This window comes from Pseudooctadecabacter jejudonensis, from assembly GCF_900172275.1.
Classification (GTDB): domain Bacteria; phylum Pseudomonadota; class Alphaproteobacteria; order Rhodobacterales; family Rhodobacteraceae; genus Octadecabacter; species Octadecabacter jejudonensis.
Map to the genome: position 1 here is coordinate 48,749 of NZ_FWFT01000001.1, position 15,772 is coordinate 64,520.

Genomic DNA, 15,772 nt, shown 5'->3' on the forward strand with positions numbered 1-15,772 from the left:
CGCGCCTCGGTGGTGGGGCGCGCTGCATGCCGCAAGGCTACGGCGTTTGCCCGATCATCCGCCGCAGGGGTGACATCAGCACCGGCCCCAGACGCTGGGTCATCAACGGCGCGTCTTCTGGGGCATCGAGGCCAAAGCGCACGGCCTCATCCGGGTGCGTGACGTAAAGCGTCCCGAACATCCAATCCCACACAGCCAGATTTTGCCCGAAGTTCTTGTTGAAATGGATCGGGTTGGTGGAATGGTGCACCTGATGCTGTGCGGGCGAGATCACGAAACGTTCAACCACCGGCCCAAAGCTGACCCAGATGTGGGAGTGATGGAAATTTGTCACCAGCAGGTTCACAATCACAATGAACGCATTGGCACCCGCGATTGTGGCAAAGGCCACCTCATCCGTCAGGCTGCCGATGATCAGCCCATAGAGAGCTCCAATCAGGATCGCGTTAAAGCTCAGAGAGACCAGAATCCCCACAGGATGCTGCCGATAGGCCGTCAACGGTGTCAGGACAGCGGCGCTGTGGTGCACCGCATGCAAGGGCCAGATGGTGTTAATCGTGTGATAGGCGCGGTGCACCCAATACAACGAGAAATCGGTGATCATCAAAAGCAACAAGGCCATCAGCACTGGCGACAGGGTGAGACCCTGCAACAGCGGGCCGGGGCCATGGGCGACAACCCATGCGGCGACAAGGGGTGTGGCCGCAAATCGTGCGCCAACCTTGAACAGGATCATCAGTTGCCCCACGGCAAACAGCCACACATCCGTCTTTACCGACGGGTGCGACCAGATGCGTTTGGGCAGCAAAAACGCCCAGAACCCGCCTGTCTCACGGCGCCACGCATAAATGGCGTAGCCAATGGCCACAAACGACAGCAAATAAACCGGCGACAGCACCTGTTCGAGGCCAGCAAAGTCACGCAGATAGGCAATAAGGTCATCCATATCCGAACACTGGCCCGCGGGTTCATTTTGGTCAATGCCAACTGTTGCCGACGCCGGTCAAACGGGCTATCGGCCTTAGGCAAATCCAGCAGGAGGATATGCACATGGCTGAGGCGGGCAAAAACGGGCTGACGTATGCGGATGCCGGCGTTGATATTGACGCGGGCAACACACTGGTTGAACGGATTAAGCCTGCGGCCAAACGCACGGCGCGGCCCGGTGTGATGTCGGGCCTTGGCGGCTTTGGCGCGATGTTTGACCTGAAAGGCGCAGGCTACACCGATCCGATCCTTGTGGGCGCTACAGACGGTGTCGGCACCAAGCTGCGGATCGCGATTGATACCGGAAACGTGGATGGCGTTGGTATTGATCTGGTCGCCATGTGCGTCAATGATCTGGTGTGTCAGGGTGCTGAGCCTTTGTTTTTCCTTGATTACTTTGCGACCGGTAAGTTGGAGCTGGATCAGGCCACCCGTATCATCAACGGAATCGCCAAAGGCTGTGAACTGTCGGGCTGTGCCTTGATCGGGGGCGAAACCGCCGAGATGCCGGGCATGTACCCTGAAGGTGATTTTGATCTGGCGGGCTTTAGCGTCGGCGCGATGGAGCGTGGCACGGAGCTGCCCAAGGGGGTCGCAAAGGGGGATATCCTGTTGGGCCTGGGGTCCAACGGTGTGCATTCCAACGGCTATTCATTGGTCCGCAAGATCGTCGAACGCTCTGGCCTTGATTGGGCCGATGCCTCTCCGTTTGGGGAGGGCACATTGGGTGAGGCTTTGCTGGCCCCAACGGCGCTGTATGTCAAAGGTGCCGTGGATGTTTTGAAGACAGAACCTGGTGATGTGCGCGCGCTGGCCCATATCACGGGGGGCGGTTTGACTGAAAACCTGCCACGTGTGTTGCCTCAGGGGCTTGGCGCTGACATTGATCTGAACGCCTGGACGATGTTGCCGGTGTTCAAATGGCTGGCCGAGGAGGGCGGTCTTGATGAGGCGGAAATGCTCAAGACCTTTAATTGTGGGATTGGCATGGTCGCCGTCGTGAAGCCGGGGGCCGAAGGCGCCGCGTGTTATGCTTTGGCCGCCGCCGGCCATGATGTCGTTGAGATTGGCAAGATCACCGAAGGCGACGGCGTGCGGTATAAAGGATCGCTTTTGTGAAACGGGTCGCCATTCTGATATCGGGTGGCGGGTCAAACATGGTGGCGCTGGCTGAAAGCATGGTGGGGGACCATCCCGCGCGGCCGTGTGTTGTCATAGCCAATGATCCGGATGCGGGCGGGCTGGCAAAGGCAGCTGCGCTTGGGATCCCGACGGCCGTGGTAGATCATCGAGATTTTCCAAAGGATCGCAATGGGTTCGAGGGCGCACTTCATGCATCACTTGAAGAATATCAACCCGACTTTGTGTGCCTTGCAGGGTTCATGCGCATCTTGGGTGCAGGTTTTGTTGGGCAGTATGCAGGGCGAATGCTAAACATCCATCCGTCGCTTTTGCCCAAATACAAAGGCCTGCACACCCACGCCCGCGCGCTTGAGGCTGGCGATACAAATCACGGCTGCAGCGTGCATGAGGTGACGGCAGATCTGGATGATGGCCCGATTTTGGGACAGGCGCGGATTGAGGTTGTGGCCGATGACACGCCCGAAACCCTGGCCCAGCGGTTGCTGCCCTTGGAACATCAGCTGTACCCGGCGGTGCTGCGGCGCTACGTGATGGGGGACCGCACGCCTGTCTATCTTCCATCTGCGCCCGTGATGCCCTAAGGTTGCGACACCCGAGCGAGAAAAGCCCGCGAAAGACATATAAGAAGGCACCGGATGAAGACGATCACGACGACCCAAGACCTTGCCGCGTTCTGCGAAGAGGCCGCAAAGCATCCATACGTCACCGTCGACACCGAATTTCTGCGCGAACGCACCTATTACTCAAAGCTTTGTCTGATCCAGCTGGCCTTCAACGGGGATGGTGAAGACGACGCCGTGTTGGTTGATCCGCTGGTCGAGGGGCTTGATCTAGCGCCGCTTTATGATCTGTTTCAGGATGCAGGCGTGGTGAAGGTGTTTCACGCCGCCCGTCAGGACCTTGAGATTTTCTTTGTGGATCAGGGGATTATCCCGACACCGCTGTTTGACACCCAAGTGGCCGCCATGGTCTGCGGGTTTGGCGAACAGGCGGGCTATGAGACCTTGGTGCGCAAGATTGCGCGGGACAGCGTGGACAAATCATCCCGTTTTACCGATTGGTCACGGCGTCCGTTGACCGATGCGCAAAAGAAATACGCACTGGCAGATGTCACCCATTTGCGGGTGATTTACGAATTCTTGTCGGACCACCTTGCCAAATCAGGACGAAAGAAATGGGTGGCCGAGGAAATGGCCGTTCTCAACGATCCGGCGACCTATCGCGTCGATCCCGCCAACGCGTGGAAACGCGTGAAGACCCGCACAAATTCCGGCAAGTTTCTGGCGGTGGTGCGTGAATTGGCCCAGTTCCGTGAGGCCCACGCCCAAGCGCGCAACATCCCCCGCAACCGCGTGTTCAAAGACGACGCGCTGGTTGAGATCGCGTCAACCAAGCCGCAGTCGGAAAAGGATCTGGGGCGGTCCCGTTTGTTGCTGCGCGAGGCCCGCAAGGGGGACATTGCTGCAGGCATTTTGGACGCCGTGAAAGCCGGTTTGGCGGTCAAACCCGAGGACATGCCGCGCAGCGAGAGCCCGCGCGAAAAGCTGCAGGTGAACCCCGCTTTGGCGGATATGCTACGGGTGTTGGTGAAATCAAAGGCCGACAACGAGGGTGTCGCGCAAAAGCTGATCGCGACCAGTGCCGATCTGGATGCCATTGCCGGTGGGGTGCGCGATGTACAGGCCCTGCGCGGCTGGCGCAAAGAGGTGTTTGGCGCGGATGCGCTGCGCCTGTGCAACGGTGAGATCGGTTTGGCCGTGAAGGGCGAAAAGGTCGTAACCTTCGAGATTTAGGACGGGCGGGACTTAGCGCCGCGCCACGCGGGCATTGGATGCGGCCTGCACGCGGACAGAACGCACCGCGGCCAGCTCAGACATATCCATCACATAAGCTGCCGAAATTTGGCGGGCGCGTGCGCTGCCATCTGCACTGAAACCCTCCGGCGCTTGTGCGCGGAATGCAAGCGTTAGAACGCCGCCGTCAACGCCCGTTGGCACCAATTCAGCGTTGTAAAACCCCACGGTCGGGGCCACGCCCGTGGCGCGCACGATGGCGCCTGTTGTCGTGCGGTCCACACTGAGCGATGTGACGCTTTGAACCAAAGACCGGTTGTCGATCACGATGGTTTGACGGCCTTCGGGCACCAGCGGGCGAACATCGCTTGTTACAGCCTGCACCGGCGCGCTTTCGCTGGGGCCAAACCAGTTGAGCGGGTTGAAACGGCTTTCGGCCACGCGGGCACAGCCCGTGACAGTGAGCATCACAGCGGTGCCAAGAAGAGTTGCGCGGATCATGGATGTGCCCCTTTTGTCGTCCGGGGCGCGAGCCCCTTGGAAATTGTCTAACGTAAGTTACGGGTCATGAAAAGCGGGCACTGGACCTTTGGGAAGGGGGGGCCTAGATCGAAGGGAGAGTTGAGAAGGACAGCGCCATGGCCACCGAAGCCTTTGAAGAGATTGCCGAAACGTTTGAGTTTCTGGACGATTGGGAAGACCGCTATGCCCATGTCATCGATATGGGGCGCGAAATGGACCCGCTGGACGACGCCTTTAAGGTGCCCGCGACCAAAGTGGATGGTTGCGCGTCGCAGGTCTGGTTGGTGCCGCAGGTGGAGGGGGGCGTGTTCACGTTCAAGGGGGCCAGCGATGCGATGATCGTCAGCGGCCTGATTGCGATTCTGCGTGCGCTGTATAACGGGTTGAGCGTGGAGGACGTGCAGCGCGTCGATGCACGGGCGGAATTCGAACGACTGGGGCTGAATGATCATCTGTCCGCCCAGCGGTCCAACGGGTTGCGCGCCATGATCGAACGGATCCGGTCGGTTACGGCGTAGCGGACTGTTTGGCTGCGCCAAAAGCGCCCGCCCGCCGACCCGTTTGGCTTGAGTTTTTCTGGTCAGATGAAGGGGGGCGTTATGCCTGATCCGATAGCGCGGTGGCCAGATCGCCGTAGCCGGTATGCCGGTGTTCGAACGCAAGACCCAAACGGGCGGCGTGGGTTTGCGCGAGGGCGATCAAGCCTTCGTCTTTGGTTTGGGATTGATAGACCAATTTGGTATAATTGCCGAAATACATATCCCGAAGGTCAGGGTGGCGGTCGAGCCCGAGGGGTTTGATCACGAAAGCATCGAACTGGCGGACGAGGAAGTCTGTGAGGTAGAAGGCTGTCACTTCGTCTTGTGCTGCAAAAGCTGTGTTGCCTTCGAAGAAAGAATAGCAATGGGGCCCTGCGACCATTTTGACATCATGCGCATCGCAGACCTGTTGCAGCAGGCCGCCGGTCCCGCAATCGGCGTAGACGACGAAGATGTCGTCATAGGCGGCGCGGTGTTTTGTGATGGCCTGATCGACGGCATCAGGAATGCGGTCCGGATAGACGTGCAGGATTGCGGGCAGGCAGTGCAGATCCATATGATCCCACCGGTTGATCTTGATCAGGTCGAGGATTTCACGAGCCAGAGCCCCACAGGCCAGCAGCAGGATGCGCCCGCCTGTTTTTGCGGTCAGACCATGGGTGGTAAGCGTCGTGTCATCCATGAGCGTCAGAGACCCTCCTGACGGCGGCTCGGGCCTGCATTCGGCCGAAATGGGCGTGGAGTTTTGGGTAGTCGGCGATGTCGACGCCGTCGCCTTCAAGCCAGCGGCAGATGGTGTGCACGTGAATGTCCGCAATCGAATAGGCGCCCGCGACCCAATCGCCTGTCAGCTGATCTTCGATGTAGGCACAACTTGCGGCCATGGTTTGCGGCACTTTGGCCTGCATGGTGGCCTGGGCTGCCACATCATCTGACCAGCGTGCACCACGCATTTTATGGGCGTGGTTCACATGGAAGGTCGAGGTGCAATAGCTGAGCATCTCGCGCACTTTGGCGCGGTCGAAGGCGGTGTCGGGCATCAGCTGGCCGGATGTTTCGGCGATATATTCAAGGGTCGCGGGTGTTTCGGTCAACACGCCGTCGTCGGTGACAAGGGCAGGCACGCGGCCCTTGGGATTTAGCGCAAGGTAGTCGGGTTTGAGTTGGTCGCCATCCGCAAAGCTGATCCAGTTGATCTGATAGGCCAGGCCCGTTTCCTCAAGCGCGATGTGGCTGGCGAAGGCGACGGTGTTTTTGGCAGCAAAGAGGGTCAGCATGTTTTGGGTCCTTTGAACGGAAAACGCCCCCTGACTTTGGGACAGGGGGCGCGGTTCGTAAAGTCAGATCGCAGGCGATTTAGGCTGTGACGCCTTGATTGTGCTTACGCGCCATGAATGTCTTGGCGGTTTCCACTGCAACAGCAGCGTCGCGGCAATAGGCGTCCGCGCCGATGGCTTTGCCGAATTCCTCGTTGAGCGGCGCGCCACCCACCAGCACGGTGTAATCATCGCGCACGCCTTCTTCGACCATGGTGTCGATGACAACCTTCATATAGGGCATCGTCGTTGTCAAAAGGGCGGACATGCCGAGGATGTCGGGCTGTTCTTCCTTGAGGGCTTCCATGTAGTTTTCAACCGGGTTGTTGATGCCCAGATCGACAACCTCAAATCCAGCGCCTTCCATCATCATGGACACAAGGTTCTTGCCGATGTCGTGGATGTCGCCCTTGACGGTGCCGATGACCATTTTGCCCACGCGCGGGGCGCCGGTTTCGGCCAGAAGCGGTTTCAGGATGGACATGCCGCCCTTCATCGCATTGGCGGCCAACAACACCTCAGGGACAAACAAGATACCGTCGCGGAAATCGTGGCCGACGATGGTCATCCCGCCGACAAGCGCCTTGGTCAGGATGTCATAGGGCTGCCAGCCGCGTTCCAGAAGGATGTTCACACCTTCTTCGATCTCTTCTTTCAGACCATCATAAAGGTCGTCAAACATCTGCGCGACGAGGTCTTCGTCGTTCAGCTCAGAGAGGATGATGTCGTCTTCTTCGTCAGACATTGGCAAATCTCCTATAATCCTTAGTCATTTGCGCCGGATTGACGCAGGCGGTCTGAACCGATTGCGACAAGTGGTGCCGCACGGGCGACCCGTATGCAAATGAATACTTTGCGGGATCGTTGTGAGGCTTGTTTATTTGTTCTGCATTTGTTCTATATTTGACTCATGTCTGAACTTCATGATCTGAGGCGCGGAGACGCGCGGGGCCGCGGTGCGGGGACCAATATCGTTGGCCGGTTTGAACCCTATGCCCGGGTGGCCGTCGATGACGGATGGGACACGCCGGAGGAGGCGGTGTTGCGCACCGAAGTGGCCGAAGAAGTGCCGCGCACAGTTATCTCGCGCAACACCTCACCCGATGTGCCCTTTGATCGCAGCGTGAATCCCTATCGCGGGTGCGAACACGGGTGCGTCTATTGCTTTGCGCGGCCGGGGCATGCCTGGTTGGGGCTGTCGCCGGGGCAGGATTTTGAAAGCCGTCTGGTCGCGCGCCCAAAGGCGGCGGAGGTCTTGGATCAGGAGTTGCGCAGGCGCAGTTATCGCCCCGCAACGCTTGCGATCGGGACCTATACGGATCCCTATCAGCCTATCGAGACGGACTATCGCATCATGCGCGCGCTGTTGGGGGTGTTGCGCGATTTCCGGCATCCGGTGGGCATTGTGACAAAGGGCACGTTGATCGAACGCGACATCGACATTCTGCGCGACTTGGCGTCGGACGGTTTGGTGTCTGTGGGTCTTTCCGTGACCACGCTTGATCCGGCCATCGCGCGGGTGATGGAGCCACGGGTGCCGTCACCCGCGCGACGGCTGAAGGTGATCGAACGGCTGGCTGCGGCCGGTGTGCCGGTGAAGGTCGCGGCCTCGCCGATGGTGCCCGCGCTGACGGATCATGAACTCGAAGGCATCCTGACCGCTGCGCGCGATGCCGGGGCCCAGGCGGCCTCGGCCATTATGTTGCGCCTTCCGTCTGAGGTGGCACCTCTGTTTCAAGACTGGGCAGAGACGCATTTTCCCGACCGCGCCAAACGCATTCTGAACCGGGTGCGCGAATTACACGGCGGGCAGCTGTATGAGGCAAAGTTCGGAACGCGGATGACAGGGCAGGGGATCTGGGCCAACCAGATGCGTCTGCGCCTGCGGGTTGCGCGTGAGAGGTTGGGGTTGTCGGATCGGCTGCCCGCCTTGCGCACGGATTTGTTTGAGGCCCCCTTTGCCAAAGGCGACCAGTTGGCGCTGTTTTAGGCGCGATCAGGTGGTGATCCAGACGGCCATCTCGGTGCCACCCGGTTCGGTGAACTGAAAGCGTCGGCCACCGGGAAAATCGAAGGGTTCTACGGTAATGGTGGCACCGGCCTGTTTGACGCGGGTATACATCGCCTCCAGATCATCGGTTTCGATGACGGGCAGGGGTGCGCGCAATGCGCCACGTTCAATGCCGCCGCCGATGCCTGCGCCTTGGATGTCAGTGTAGTCGGGGCCGTAGTCCACAAACGTCCAGCCAAAGGCCGCGTCCATAAAGGCGCGGGTGTCCTCGGGTTTGGGGGAGGTCACTTCGACGTAATTGAGTGCGGCTTTGGGTTGGGTCAATGCGGCCTCCTGCGGTTGCGCATCAGCCTAGGCCGGAACTGGGACTGGGGGAAGCCCTCGTGCACACGTTCGGCACCCGCTCCCCCTACGCGCCTTCGGCCGTTTTTATCCAACACGCCTCCGGCCGCTTTTATCCTGCGCGCCTCCGGCCGCTTTTATCCTGCGCGCCTCCGGCCGCGACGGGCCGCGCGGACAGGGCCCGCCCCATCGGTGCCGTCCGACACGGATGAAAACCCACCCAATGCCGCAGCGATCGTGTCCAAGGACGGCGCAGCAGCCTTGGGCCGTGTTTCAAGGGCCGCGCGCATCGCCCGCAAGTGATCGGGCGTCGTACCACAGCAGCCACCGATGATCGTTGCGCCGCTGTCGCGGGCCAGACAGGCGTAATCGGCCATCAGCTCGGGCGTGCCATCGTAATGGATGTGGCCGTCGACGTATTTGGGGATGCCGGCATTGCCCTTGGCGATGATCGGCAGTGCTGGCGAGGCCGCGCGGAACCCTGCTACGGTGCGCAGCAGGTCCGATGCACCCACGCCGCAATTTGCCCCGAAGGCCAAGGGCGCGTTGGGCAGTTTTCCGACGAGTTTCACCAATTCGGCGCTGGTCAGGCCCATCATCGTGCGCCCGGCTGTGTCAAAGCTCATCGTGCCGCACCATGGCATGTCAGCCAGCGCAAAGGCCTCAGCCGCGGCTTTGAATTCTTCACCGGCAGAAATCGTCTCAACCCAGAGAACATCTGCGCCGCCCGCTTTAAGCCCCTCGGCCTGTTCGTGAAACATCTCAACCGCGATGGCGTGGGTGAGGGACCCCATGGGCTGCATGATCTCACCGGTTGGGCCGACAGAGCCCGCAACGACGACTGTGCGCCCCGCCTTGTCTGCCACGTCGCGGCCGATTTCAGCGGCGATTTTGTTGATCTCATGCACCTGAGTTTCGCCGCCATGCAGTTTTAGCCGTGAGGCATTGCCGCCAAAGGTGTTGGTGAGAAACATGTCTGATCCCGCGTCAATCGCCCCCTGATAAAGGGCGGTGATCCGGTCGCGGTGCTCAATGTTCCAGAATTCAGGTGCGTCACCCGATTGCAATCCCATGTTGAACAGGGTTGTGCCCGTCGCACCATCGGCCAACAGCCAGTCTTGTGTCGAGAGAAGATGGGACAGCGCGTTTGTCATCGGGGGACCTTTTCAGTTGGTCCCCAGCCCCTCGCACGCGCGCGATGTGGGCTCAAATGAAAAATCCTCATCAAGATGCTGAGGTGTATTTGGAAGGGCTGGCGGGTGATGAATGCGCAGCGCCAGCGCGAGCATGGTATAGCCCAGCCGGATCGGGCCGGATGCGGCAATATAGCGGGGGTGCCAGACAGGGGCGAATGCGGTTTTGAACCGGCGCAGGCCCGCGCTGTCGCGCAGGGCCTTACGTGCGAACGGCAAATGCTGCGCGGGCGCGGGTACGGCAGCGAGCGAGAGTTCTGTAAGCCCTGCGTCTTTGGCGGCGGTGATCGCGTGGGTCACCAGCGCGTGCATCGTGCCCTTGGGGCAATCCGCTTCGTGGCGCATCAGATCGAGGGTCCAATGGTCATTGCCTGCGTGCAGGCTGATAAAGGCGATGATCTGCCCCCGCTGGCGGGCCACAAAGACGTGTTGGTGGGCCAGATATGCCGGATCAAACCGGCCCATCGACAGGCCCCGTTCGCCGCCATGACGGCGCGCCCATACCTCTGCCACAGGCCGTAAGGCCTGCAGGTCTGTTGCACGGGACACCGTAATCCCCGCGGCCTCAGCGGAATTCAGGGCGCGGCGCAGCTGACGTTTATCTGGGCCGCCCAGCGACCATTTGGCCACATCGATCAGCGCGTCTTCGGCGCAGCGCAGCACAGTCCAGCCCGCACGGCGGGCGCGGGCCGCTTGGGTGTTGGAGCATTTGTAAAGAGGTGTGGAGATGTCGTGTGGCGACAAGCCCATCGGAAGATCGCCGAATACAGGCCGGACGCCGAAGGCGGGCAGGGTCAAAACCTCACGCTTTGCGATGGTGTCAACATGGGCGTTTTGCATGGCCAGCGTCCCCTCAGGATGGGCGGCAAATGGCCCTCCGGCGCGGCGCTTGGGGCGTGCCAGCAGGGCCAGTGCAATCGCGGCGGGCAAAAGATAATAGACGATGCGAAAGGCCAGAAGGGCGCATGTCGCGGGGGCGGCATCCGTCAGCGGCAAAAGCGCCAGCAACGTCAAATCGAATGCACCGATCCCGCCGGGCGAGTTTGACACCAATCCCGCCCCCAGCGCCACAAGGTAAGCGCCAAACAGCATGCCAAACGGGGTGCCATCAGGCCATAAAACCCACAAGGCCGCAGCAGCCGCCAATGTGTCGATCGCCGTGGCCAGCAACAAGGCGGCGATGACCTGAAACCTGAGCCGCTGTTCGATCCAGCCAATCCGGTGCGCCAAGCGGCCCAACACCACAAGCCCCAACAGGGCCGCCAAACCGCCAGCGACAGCCCCCGTTGACACGGGCAGCACCCCCGACAGAGGCACCACGACCGCTGAGACGGCTGCAAGGGCTGCAAGAAATGTCACGCTGACGATGGCAGACAGCCGCGCAATGGCCATGCCGCCCAACTCGGGCATGCAGCGCCAGCGCACCAATCCGCCAGACAGCGCGCCAAACCCCACGGTTTGCGCAATGGCGATGGCCAATATGCCTGCGGTGCGGGCCTGTGGTTCCGGCTGTCCGGTGTTCAGGATGCGGTGGACGAGGACATCGTAGGTGCCAACGGCGCGAAAACTCAGCGCGGTGAACCCTGCGGCCATCGCCCATTGGCCCCATGTGATTTTTTCAAATGCGGTGCGCAGGTCAGCGACATCAAGGCTGAGCATGTGACGCGCAAACAGCGTCCCAAAAATGGCGAGGGCTAATACAGGTACGGTGCGCCATACCATCGACGCCCAACGCGTTCGCTTTGCACCTGACGGAATGATCCGTTGCACGATGGTAGACCCCTACACCTTTGCCAGCCTGTCTCAGGCCCGCCCCCAGGCCGGACCCTGACCCTTAAACCTTCAGATAAAGTAAAGGTCAGGACGGGGGTGACCATCCTGACCTATTGTCGCGGCAAATATTGGACTGCGTTCTTACGCTTCGTCCATCAGTTGGGCTTTGGCCACGGCCATCAGTTCGGTCATTTTAGCGCGAATCGTCGCCTCATTTGCCAGATGGCCCACGTCCGCAAAAAGCTTGCGGTAGACGTCTTCGTCGCCTGCCTCTTCGAAATCGGCCTTAACGACCTCTTTGGCGTAGTCTGCGGCGGCGTCGGCGTCTTTGCCCATCAGATCCGCGGCCCAAAGGCCCAGCAATTTGTTGCGACGTGCTTCAGCTTTGAATTGCATTTCAGCTTCGTGGGCGAATTTGTTTTCAAACGCGTTTTCGCGATCGTCGAAAGATGACATTAAAGGCTCCCTTTTTAAGCACGGCGGGCCTGCCGCGCGTCTTTGCACCAGATATGGCCTTCGTGACGCTTGCCCGCAAGGGGGGCTTGGATTATGAGGCGCGCAAGGGGGCTGCGGGATCGCCTTTGATCCAATGCTGACGCCCCGGGGTGCAGGAGACAGCATGGCACGTCGCAAACTGGTGTATGAAGGCAAAGCGAAGATTTTGTACGAGGGCCCCGAGCCCGGCACATTGGTGCAATACTTCAAGGATGACGCCACCGCGTTCAATGCCGAAAAGAAAGACGTCATCGACGGCAAAGGTGTGTTGAACAACCGGTTGTCCGAGTTTTTCATGACAGGCCTGCAGCGCATCGGCGTGCCCACGCATTTCATCAAACGTCTGAACATGCGCGAACAGCTGATCCGCCAGGTTGAGATCGTGCCGCTTGAGGTGATCGTGCGCAATTTTGCGGCGGGCACCATGGCGCAACGTCTGGGGCTGGAAGAGGGCACAGCGCTGCCGCGCCCGATTGTCGAGTTTTCCTACAAGGACGACAGCTTGGGTGATCCTTTGGTGCCCGAAGAATACATCATCGCCTTTGGGTGGGCCACGCAGCAGGATCTGGACGACATCGTGGCGCTGGCGCTGCGGGTCAATGATTTTATGGCCGGTGTCATGCATGGCGTGGGGATCAAGCTGGTTGATTTCAAAATCGAGGTCGGCCGCGTTTGGGAAAACGATTTCATGCGGCTGATCGTGGCGGATGAAATCAGCCCCGACAGCTGCCGTTTGTGGGATATTGAAACCGACCGCAAGTTGGACAAGGACGTGTTCCGCCGCGATCTGGGCGATCTGAACGACGCCTACACAGAGGTCGCGCGGCGTCTGGGCGTGCTGCCCAAGTCCGGCCAGCCGATCACGAAGCCCACATTGATTAACTGAACCGCTTGAACTGAAGCGCCGGAATATTGAGTTTTTCTGGTCAGATGAATAAAGGACACGATGCGATGAAAGCCCGCGTGCATGTAATGTTGAAAAATGGCGTTCTGGACCCTCAGGGGGCGGCGGTGAAACACGCGCTGGGCGCTTTGGGGTTTGAGGGCGTCGAGGGCGTCCGCCAGGGCAAGGTGATCGAGCTGGATCTGGCCGACGGCGCCACGGAGGCGCAGGTGGGTGAGATGTGTGAAAAGCTGTTGGCCAATACTGTGATCGAAAGCTACCGGATTGAAATGCTATGAAGGCGGCTGTTGTTCAGTTTCCCGGATCTAACTGTGACCGCGACATGGCGGTGGCGCTGGAGGCATCGGGTGCGGATGTGCAGATTGTCTGGCACAAGGACAACGGTCTGCCGGATGGCATTGATCTGGTCGCCATTCCGGGCGGCTTTTCGTTTGGCGATTATCTGCGGTGTGGGGCCATTGCGGCCAATTCGCCAGTGTGTCGTGCGATTGTCGATCATGCCGAACGGGGCGGATATGTTCTAGGCGTCTGCAATGGCTTTCAGGTGCTGACGGAAACCGGTTTGTTGCCCGGTGCGCTGTTGCGCAATGCGGGGCTGAAATACATTTGCCGCACTGTGGGTTTGAAGGTCGAAACCTCGGCCTCTGCCTACACCGAAGGGTACACCGCCGGATCTGAGATCGGCGTGCCGATTGCCCACCATGATGGCAATTATTTTGCCGATGACGACGTGGTTACCCGTCTGCAAGGCGAGGACCGTGTGGCTTTTACCTACACCGACAATCCCAACGGCAGCCGTGCGGATATCGCAGGCATTCTGTCCGAAAACCGCCGTGTGCTGGGCATGATGCCCCACCCCGAACGCGCGTTTGAGGAGTCCCATGGCAACACGGACGGTCAGCGTCTTTTTGCCGGTTTGATGGGGCAGCTGGCCTCAGCCTAAGGGGTGAATGGACGGGTGCGCCCCGGGCCTGTAAGGTCGCGCCATGACTTGGGGTAACACACTGGCGGCTGGATGAAGCGGCGGCGCATCTCTCATGCGTGGTCAGCGCGTTTGATCGTGATGGCGTTGGTCTGCGTGGCCTGTGTGGTTGTTGTGATTTCAAACAGGCTGCTGACCGAACGCTTTACGGAACGGACCCGTGGCGCGGCTGAGGTCCGCTTGGCGCTGTATTCCGCCAACCTACTGAGTGAGTTGCAGCGCAATTCCATCGTGCCGCAGCTGTTGGCACGCGATCCTGCATTGATTGGTGCCCTCAATTCCGAGGATTATACCCAATCGACCGCGCGGCTGTTGTCTTTCGTTGACGAAATCGGGGCCGCGTCGCTGGTCTTGATGGACACCGAGGGTCGCATTGTGGCCGCCACCAACCGCGAACGGTTGGGGGAAAACCAGCGCAATCAGCAGTCGTTTGTGGATGCGATGCGGTCCAACATAACAACGTTCACCGTGGATGAACGGGACGAGGGCGGGTTTTCTTTTACCTATTCGCGCCGTGTGGATGATGGCGGCCTTGCGTTGGGCGTTGTGTCTGTCGGGGTTGATTTGGCCAAGTTGGAACGATCCTGGGCGGGGATTTCGGATGCTGTCATGGTGCTGGACAGCACGGGCCGCGCCATTTTGTCGACAGAGCCGCGGTGGCGGGGCCGGATGGAGGAAGAGGCCATTGCCTTGCAGGAACCCCAAACCGCCATTGAACGCGCGCTGAGGGCCACGCCGGATTGGTCCGCGCTGCCCATTGATGCCTATCTGCGCGGCGATGGTGTGATGCGCCAAGAGGTGCGCGTGCCGTTCCAGGGCTGGCGCGTCGTCAGCTTTACCACGTTCCAGTCGGTGCGCGAACGGGTGAACACCATTCTGGCGCTTGAAATCATGGGCTTTGCCATTTTGCTGGCGGGCCTGTTCTGGTTTTTGTCGCGCCGATCCAACATGGCCGCCCGCATGTTCCAACGGGAATCGGCAGAGCTTCGCCAGTTGAACGTCCGCCTCCAGCGGGAAATCGCCGAGAGGGAGAAGGTCGAAAAGGACCTTGAGGTCGCTGAACGGACCGTCGCCCAGACATCGAAACTGGCCGCCTTGGGGGAGATGTCGGCGGCTGTCAGCCATGAGCTGAACCAACCCCTTGCGGCCATGAAAACCTACCTTGCGGGCGCACGTCTTTTGATCACCCGTGACAGGCCTGATGAGGCTGTGGCCGCCGTCCACCGGATCGACAGTTTGATCGAACGGATGGGGGCCATCACCAAGCAGCTGAAATCCTACGCCCGAAAGGGGGGCGACAGCCTGCAACCCGTTGATGTTAAGGACGCGGTGCTGTCCGCACTGGCGATGATGGAGCCGCAGTTGCGCCAACGTCAGGTCGCCATTGGCCGCGTTTTGCCGGACCAGCCTGTCATGATCCACGCCGACCGGATGCGTCTGGAACAGGTCATCATCAACCTGCTGCGCAACGCCGTGGACGCCACAAAAACCACGTCCGAGCCGACGATCGAAATTTTGCTGGCACAGGGGGACGTGGCCCGTCTGTCCGTGAGGGACAATGGAACGGGGATCGAAGACCTGGATGAGTTGTTTGAGCCGTTCTACACGACCAAACAGCCCGGCGACGGCACGGGCTTGGGTCTTGCCATCTCATCCGGCATCGTGTCCGACTTTGGCGGCAGGCTGACGGCGCGCAACTCTGTGCGGGGTGGGGCTGTTTTTGAGGTGGAACTGCCTATCTTAGGTGCAGACATAGAAGCAGCGGAGTAATC

Annotated in this window: 18 protein-coding genes; 9 read left to right on the forward strand and 9 right to left on the reverse strand. The window is 60.1% G+C overall.

The window, feature by feature from the left end:
- Positions 1-37: 37 nt before the first annotated feature.
- On the reverse strand, positions 38-946 hold the full coding sequence (locus PSJ8397_RS00245) for a sterol desaturase family protein (RefSeq protein WP_085862560.1): 909 nt from the start codon (positions 944-946) through the stop codon (positions 38-40).
- A gap of 104 nt (positions 947-1,050) precedes the next feature.
- On the opposite strand from PSJ8397_RS00245, the gene purM reads away from it, so the two are divergent.
- The 3 genes from purM to rnd are packed head-to-tail and all read left to right on the forward strand — an operon-like array spanning position 1,051 to position 3,923.
- Complete coding sequence (gene purM / locus PSJ8397_RS00250; RefSeq protein ID WP_085862561.1) at positions 1,051-2,106, forward strand: phosphoribosylformylglycinamidine cyclo-ligase; 1,056 nt, start codon at positions 1,051-1,053, stop codon at positions 2,104-2,106.
- A complete protein-coding gene (purN, locus tag PSJ8397_RS00255) occupies positions 2,103-2,711 on the forward strand; it encodes a phosphoribosylglycinamide formyltransferase (RefSeq protein ID WP_085862562.1) in 609 nt (202 codons plus the stop codon). The genes purM and purN overlap by 4 nt, the downstream gene beginning before the upstream one ends.
- A 54-nt stretch (positions 2,712-2,765) precedes the next feature.
- Entirely contained in the window at positions 2,766-3,923 is a 1,158-nt protein-coding gene (gene rnd, locus PSJ8397_RS00260) for a ribonuclease D (RefSeq protein WP_085862563.1), read from the forward strand.
- A gap of 12 nt (positions 3,924-3,935) precedes the next feature.
- On the opposite strand, the gene PSJ8397_RS00265 is transcribed toward rnd, so the two are convergent.
- The gene (locus PSJ8397_RS00265) at positions 3,936-4,424 is read right to left on the reverse strand and encodes a hypothetical protein (protein ID WP_085862564.1); all 489 of its coding nucleotides are present in this window, start codon (positions 4,422-4,424) and stop codon (positions 3,936-3,938) included.
- A 137-nt stretch (positions 4,425-4,561) separates the two neighbouring features.
- On the opposite strand from PSJ8397_RS00265, the gene PSJ8397_RS00270 reads away from it, so the two are divergent.
- Positions 4,562-4,963, forward strand: coding sequence for a SufE family protein (locus PSJ8397_RS00270; protein WP_085862565.1), 402 nt, complete (start codon positions 4,562-4,564; stop codon positions 4,961-4,963).
- 79 nt (positions 4,964-5,042) lie between these two features.
- On the opposite strand, the gene PSJ8397_RS00275 is transcribed toward PSJ8397_RS00270, so the two are convergent.
- The 3 genes from PSJ8397_RS00275 to PSJ8397_RS00285 all read right to left on the reverse strand — a co-directional run bounded on the left by PSJ8397_RS00275 (position 5,043) and on the right by PSJ8397_RS00285 (position 7,045).
- On the reverse strand, positions 5,043-5,666 hold the full coding sequence (locus PSJ8397_RS00275; RefSeq protein ID WP_085862566.1) for a DUF1638 domain-containing protein: 624 nt from the start codon (positions 5,664-5,666) through the stop codon (positions 5,043-5,045).
- The gene (locus PSJ8397_RS00280) at positions 5,659-6,261 is read right to left on the reverse strand and encodes a glutathione S-transferase family protein (protein ID WP_085862567.1); all 603 of its coding nucleotides are present in this window, start codon (positions 6,259-6,261) and stop codon (positions 5,659-5,661) included. The genes PSJ8397_RS00275 and PSJ8397_RS00280 overlap by 8 nt, the downstream gene beginning before the upstream one ends.
- 79 nt (positions 6,262-6,340) lie before the next feature.
- Entirely contained in the window at positions 6,341-7,045 is a 705-nt protein-coding gene (locus PSJ8397_RS00285; protein ID WP_085862568.1) for a corrinoid protein, read from the reverse strand.
- A gap of 165 nt (positions 7,046-7,210) precedes the next feature.
- On the opposite strand from PSJ8397_RS00285, the gene PSJ8397_RS00290 reads away from it, so the two are divergent.
- Positions 7,211-8,290: a PA0069 family radical SAM protein gene (locus PSJ8397_RS00290; RefSeq protein WP_085862569.1), complete on the forward strand. Its 1,080-nt coding sequence runs from the start codon at positions 7,211-7,213 to the stop codon at positions 8,288-8,290.
- Between the two features lie 6 nt (positions 8,291-8,296).
- Here the strand turns inward: PSJ8397_RS00290 and PSJ8397_RS00295 are convergent, their stop codons facing one another.
- From PSJ8397_RS00295 to PSJ8397_RS00310, 4 genes are all read right to left on the reverse strand, one after another.
- The gene (locus PSJ8397_RS00295) at positions 8,297-8,635 is read right to left on the reverse strand and encodes a VOC family protein (protein ID WP_200811268.1); all 339 of its coding nucleotides are present in this window, start codon (positions 8,633-8,635) and stop codon (positions 8,297-8,299) included.
- A gap of 155 nt (positions 8,636-8,790) precedes the next feature.
- Positions 8,791-9,807, reverse strand: coding sequence for a betaine--homocysteine S-methyltransferase (gene bmt / locus PSJ8397_RS00300; protein WP_085862570.1), 1,017 nt, complete (start codon positions 9,805-9,807; stop codon positions 8,791-8,793).
- Positions 9,808-9,819: 12 nt separating this feature from the next.
- A complete protein-coding gene (locus PSJ8397_RS00305; protein ID WP_159453069.1) occupies positions 9,820-11,505 on the reverse strand; it encodes a phosphatidylglycerol lysyltransferase domain-containing protein in 1,686 nt (561 codons plus the stop codon).
- 255 nt (positions 11,506-11,760) lie between these two features.
- Positions 11,761-12,075 carry a DUF1476 domain-containing protein gene (locus PSJ8397_RS00310; RefSeq protein WP_085862572.1) on the reverse strand — a complete coding sequence of 105 codons (315 nt, stop codon included), beginning with the start codon at positions 12,073-12,075 and terminating at the stop codon, positions 11,761-11,763.
- A 163-nt stretch (positions 12,076-12,238) separates the two neighbouring features.
- On the opposite strand from PSJ8397_RS00310, the gene purC reads away from it, so the two are divergent.
- From purC to PSJ8397_RS00330, 4 genes are all read left to right on the forward strand, one after another.
- Positions 12,239-13,000 (forward strand): phosphoribosylaminoimidazolesuccinocarboxamide synthase, encoded by a 762-nt coding sequence (purC, locus tag PSJ8397_RS00315; RefSeq protein ID WP_085862573.1) that lies wholly within the window; start codon positions 12,239-12,241, stop codon positions 12,998-13,000.
- 65 nt (positions 13,001-13,065) lie between these two features.
- Complete coding sequence (gene purS, locus PSJ8397_RS00320) at positions 13,066-13,296, forward strand: phosphoribosylformylglycinamidine synthase subunit PurS (RefSeq protein ID WP_085862574.1); 231 nt, start codon at positions 13,066-13,068, stop codon at positions 13,294-13,296.
- Entirely contained in the window at positions 13,293-13,961 is a 669-nt protein-coding gene (gene purQ / locus PSJ8397_RS00325) for a phosphoribosylformylglycinamidine synthase subunit PurQ (RefSeq protein WP_085862575.1), read from the forward strand. Before purS ends, purQ begins: the two co-directional genes overlap by 4 nt.
- A gap of 72 nt (positions 13,962-14,033) precedes the next feature.
- A complete protein-coding gene (locus PSJ8397_RS00330; protein WP_143515304.1) occupies positions 14,034-15,770 on the forward strand; it encodes an ATP-binding protein in 1,737 nt (578 codons plus the stop codon).
- The last annotated feature ends 2 nt before the right edge of the window (positions 15,771-15,772 follow it).

Coding starts and splice junctions, on each gene's coding strand:
- PSJ8397_RS00285 (WP_085862568.1), bottom strand. CDS start 7,045: ATGTCTGACGAAGAAGACGACATCATCCTCTCTGAGCTGAACGACGAA.
- PSJ8397_RS00305 (WP_159453069.1), bottom strand. CDS start 11,505: ATGCTCAGCCTTGATGTCGCTGACCTGCGCACCGCATTTGAAAAAATC.
- purC (WP_085862573.1), top strand. CDS start 12,239: ATGGCACGTCGCAAACTGGTGTATGAAGGCAAAGCGAAGATTTTGTAC.
- rnd (WP_085862563.1), top strand. CDS start 2,766: ATGAAGACGATCACGACGACCCAAGACCTTGCCGCGTTCTGCGAAGAG.
- purS (WP_085862574.1), top strand. CDS start 13,066: ATGAAAGCCCGCGTGCATGTAATGTTGAAAAATGGCGTTCTGGACCCT.
- PSJ8397_RS00265 (WP_085862564.1), bottom strand. CDS start 4,424: ATGATCCGCGCAACTCTTCTTGGCACCGCTGTGATGCTCACTGTCACG.
- bmt (WP_085862570.1), bottom strand. CDS start 9,807: ATGACAAACGCGCTGTCCCATCTTCTCTCGACACAAGACTGGCTGTTG.
- purQ (WP_085862575.1), top strand. CDS start 13,293: ATGAAGGCGGCTGTTGTTCAGTTTCCCGGATCTAACTGTGACCGCGAC.
- PSJ8397_RS00330 (WP_143515304.1), top strand. CDS start 14,034: ATGAAGCGGCGGCGCATCTCTCATGCGTGGTCAGCGCGTTTGATCGTG.
- PSJ8397_RS00270 (WP_085862565.1), top strand. CDS start 4,562: ATGGCCACCGAAGCCTTTGAAGAGATTGCCGAAACGTTTGAGTTTCTG.
- PSJ8397_RS00310 (WP_085862572.1), bottom strand. CDS start 12,075: ATGTCATCTTTCGACGATCGCGAAAACGCGTTTGAAAACAAATTCGCC.
- PSJ8397_RS00280 (WP_085862567.1), bottom strand. CDS start 6,261: ATGCTGACCCTCTTTGCTGCCAAAAACACCGTCGCCTTCGCCAGCCAC.
- PSJ8397_RS00245 (WP_085862560.1), bottom strand. CDS start 946: ATGGATGACCTTATTGCCTATCTGCGTGACTTTGCTGGCCTCGAACAG.
- purM (WP_085862561.1), top strand. CDS start 1,051: ATGGCTGAGGCGGGCAAAAACGGGCTGACGTATGCGGATGCCGGCGTT.
- PSJ8397_RS00275 (WP_085862566.1), bottom strand. CDS start 5,666: ATGGATGACACGACGCTTACCACCCATGGTCTGACCGCAAAAACAGGC.
- PSJ8397_RS00290 (WP_085862569.1), top strand. CDS start 7,211: ATGTCTGAACTTCATGATCTGAGGCGCGGAGACGCGCGGGGCCGCGGT.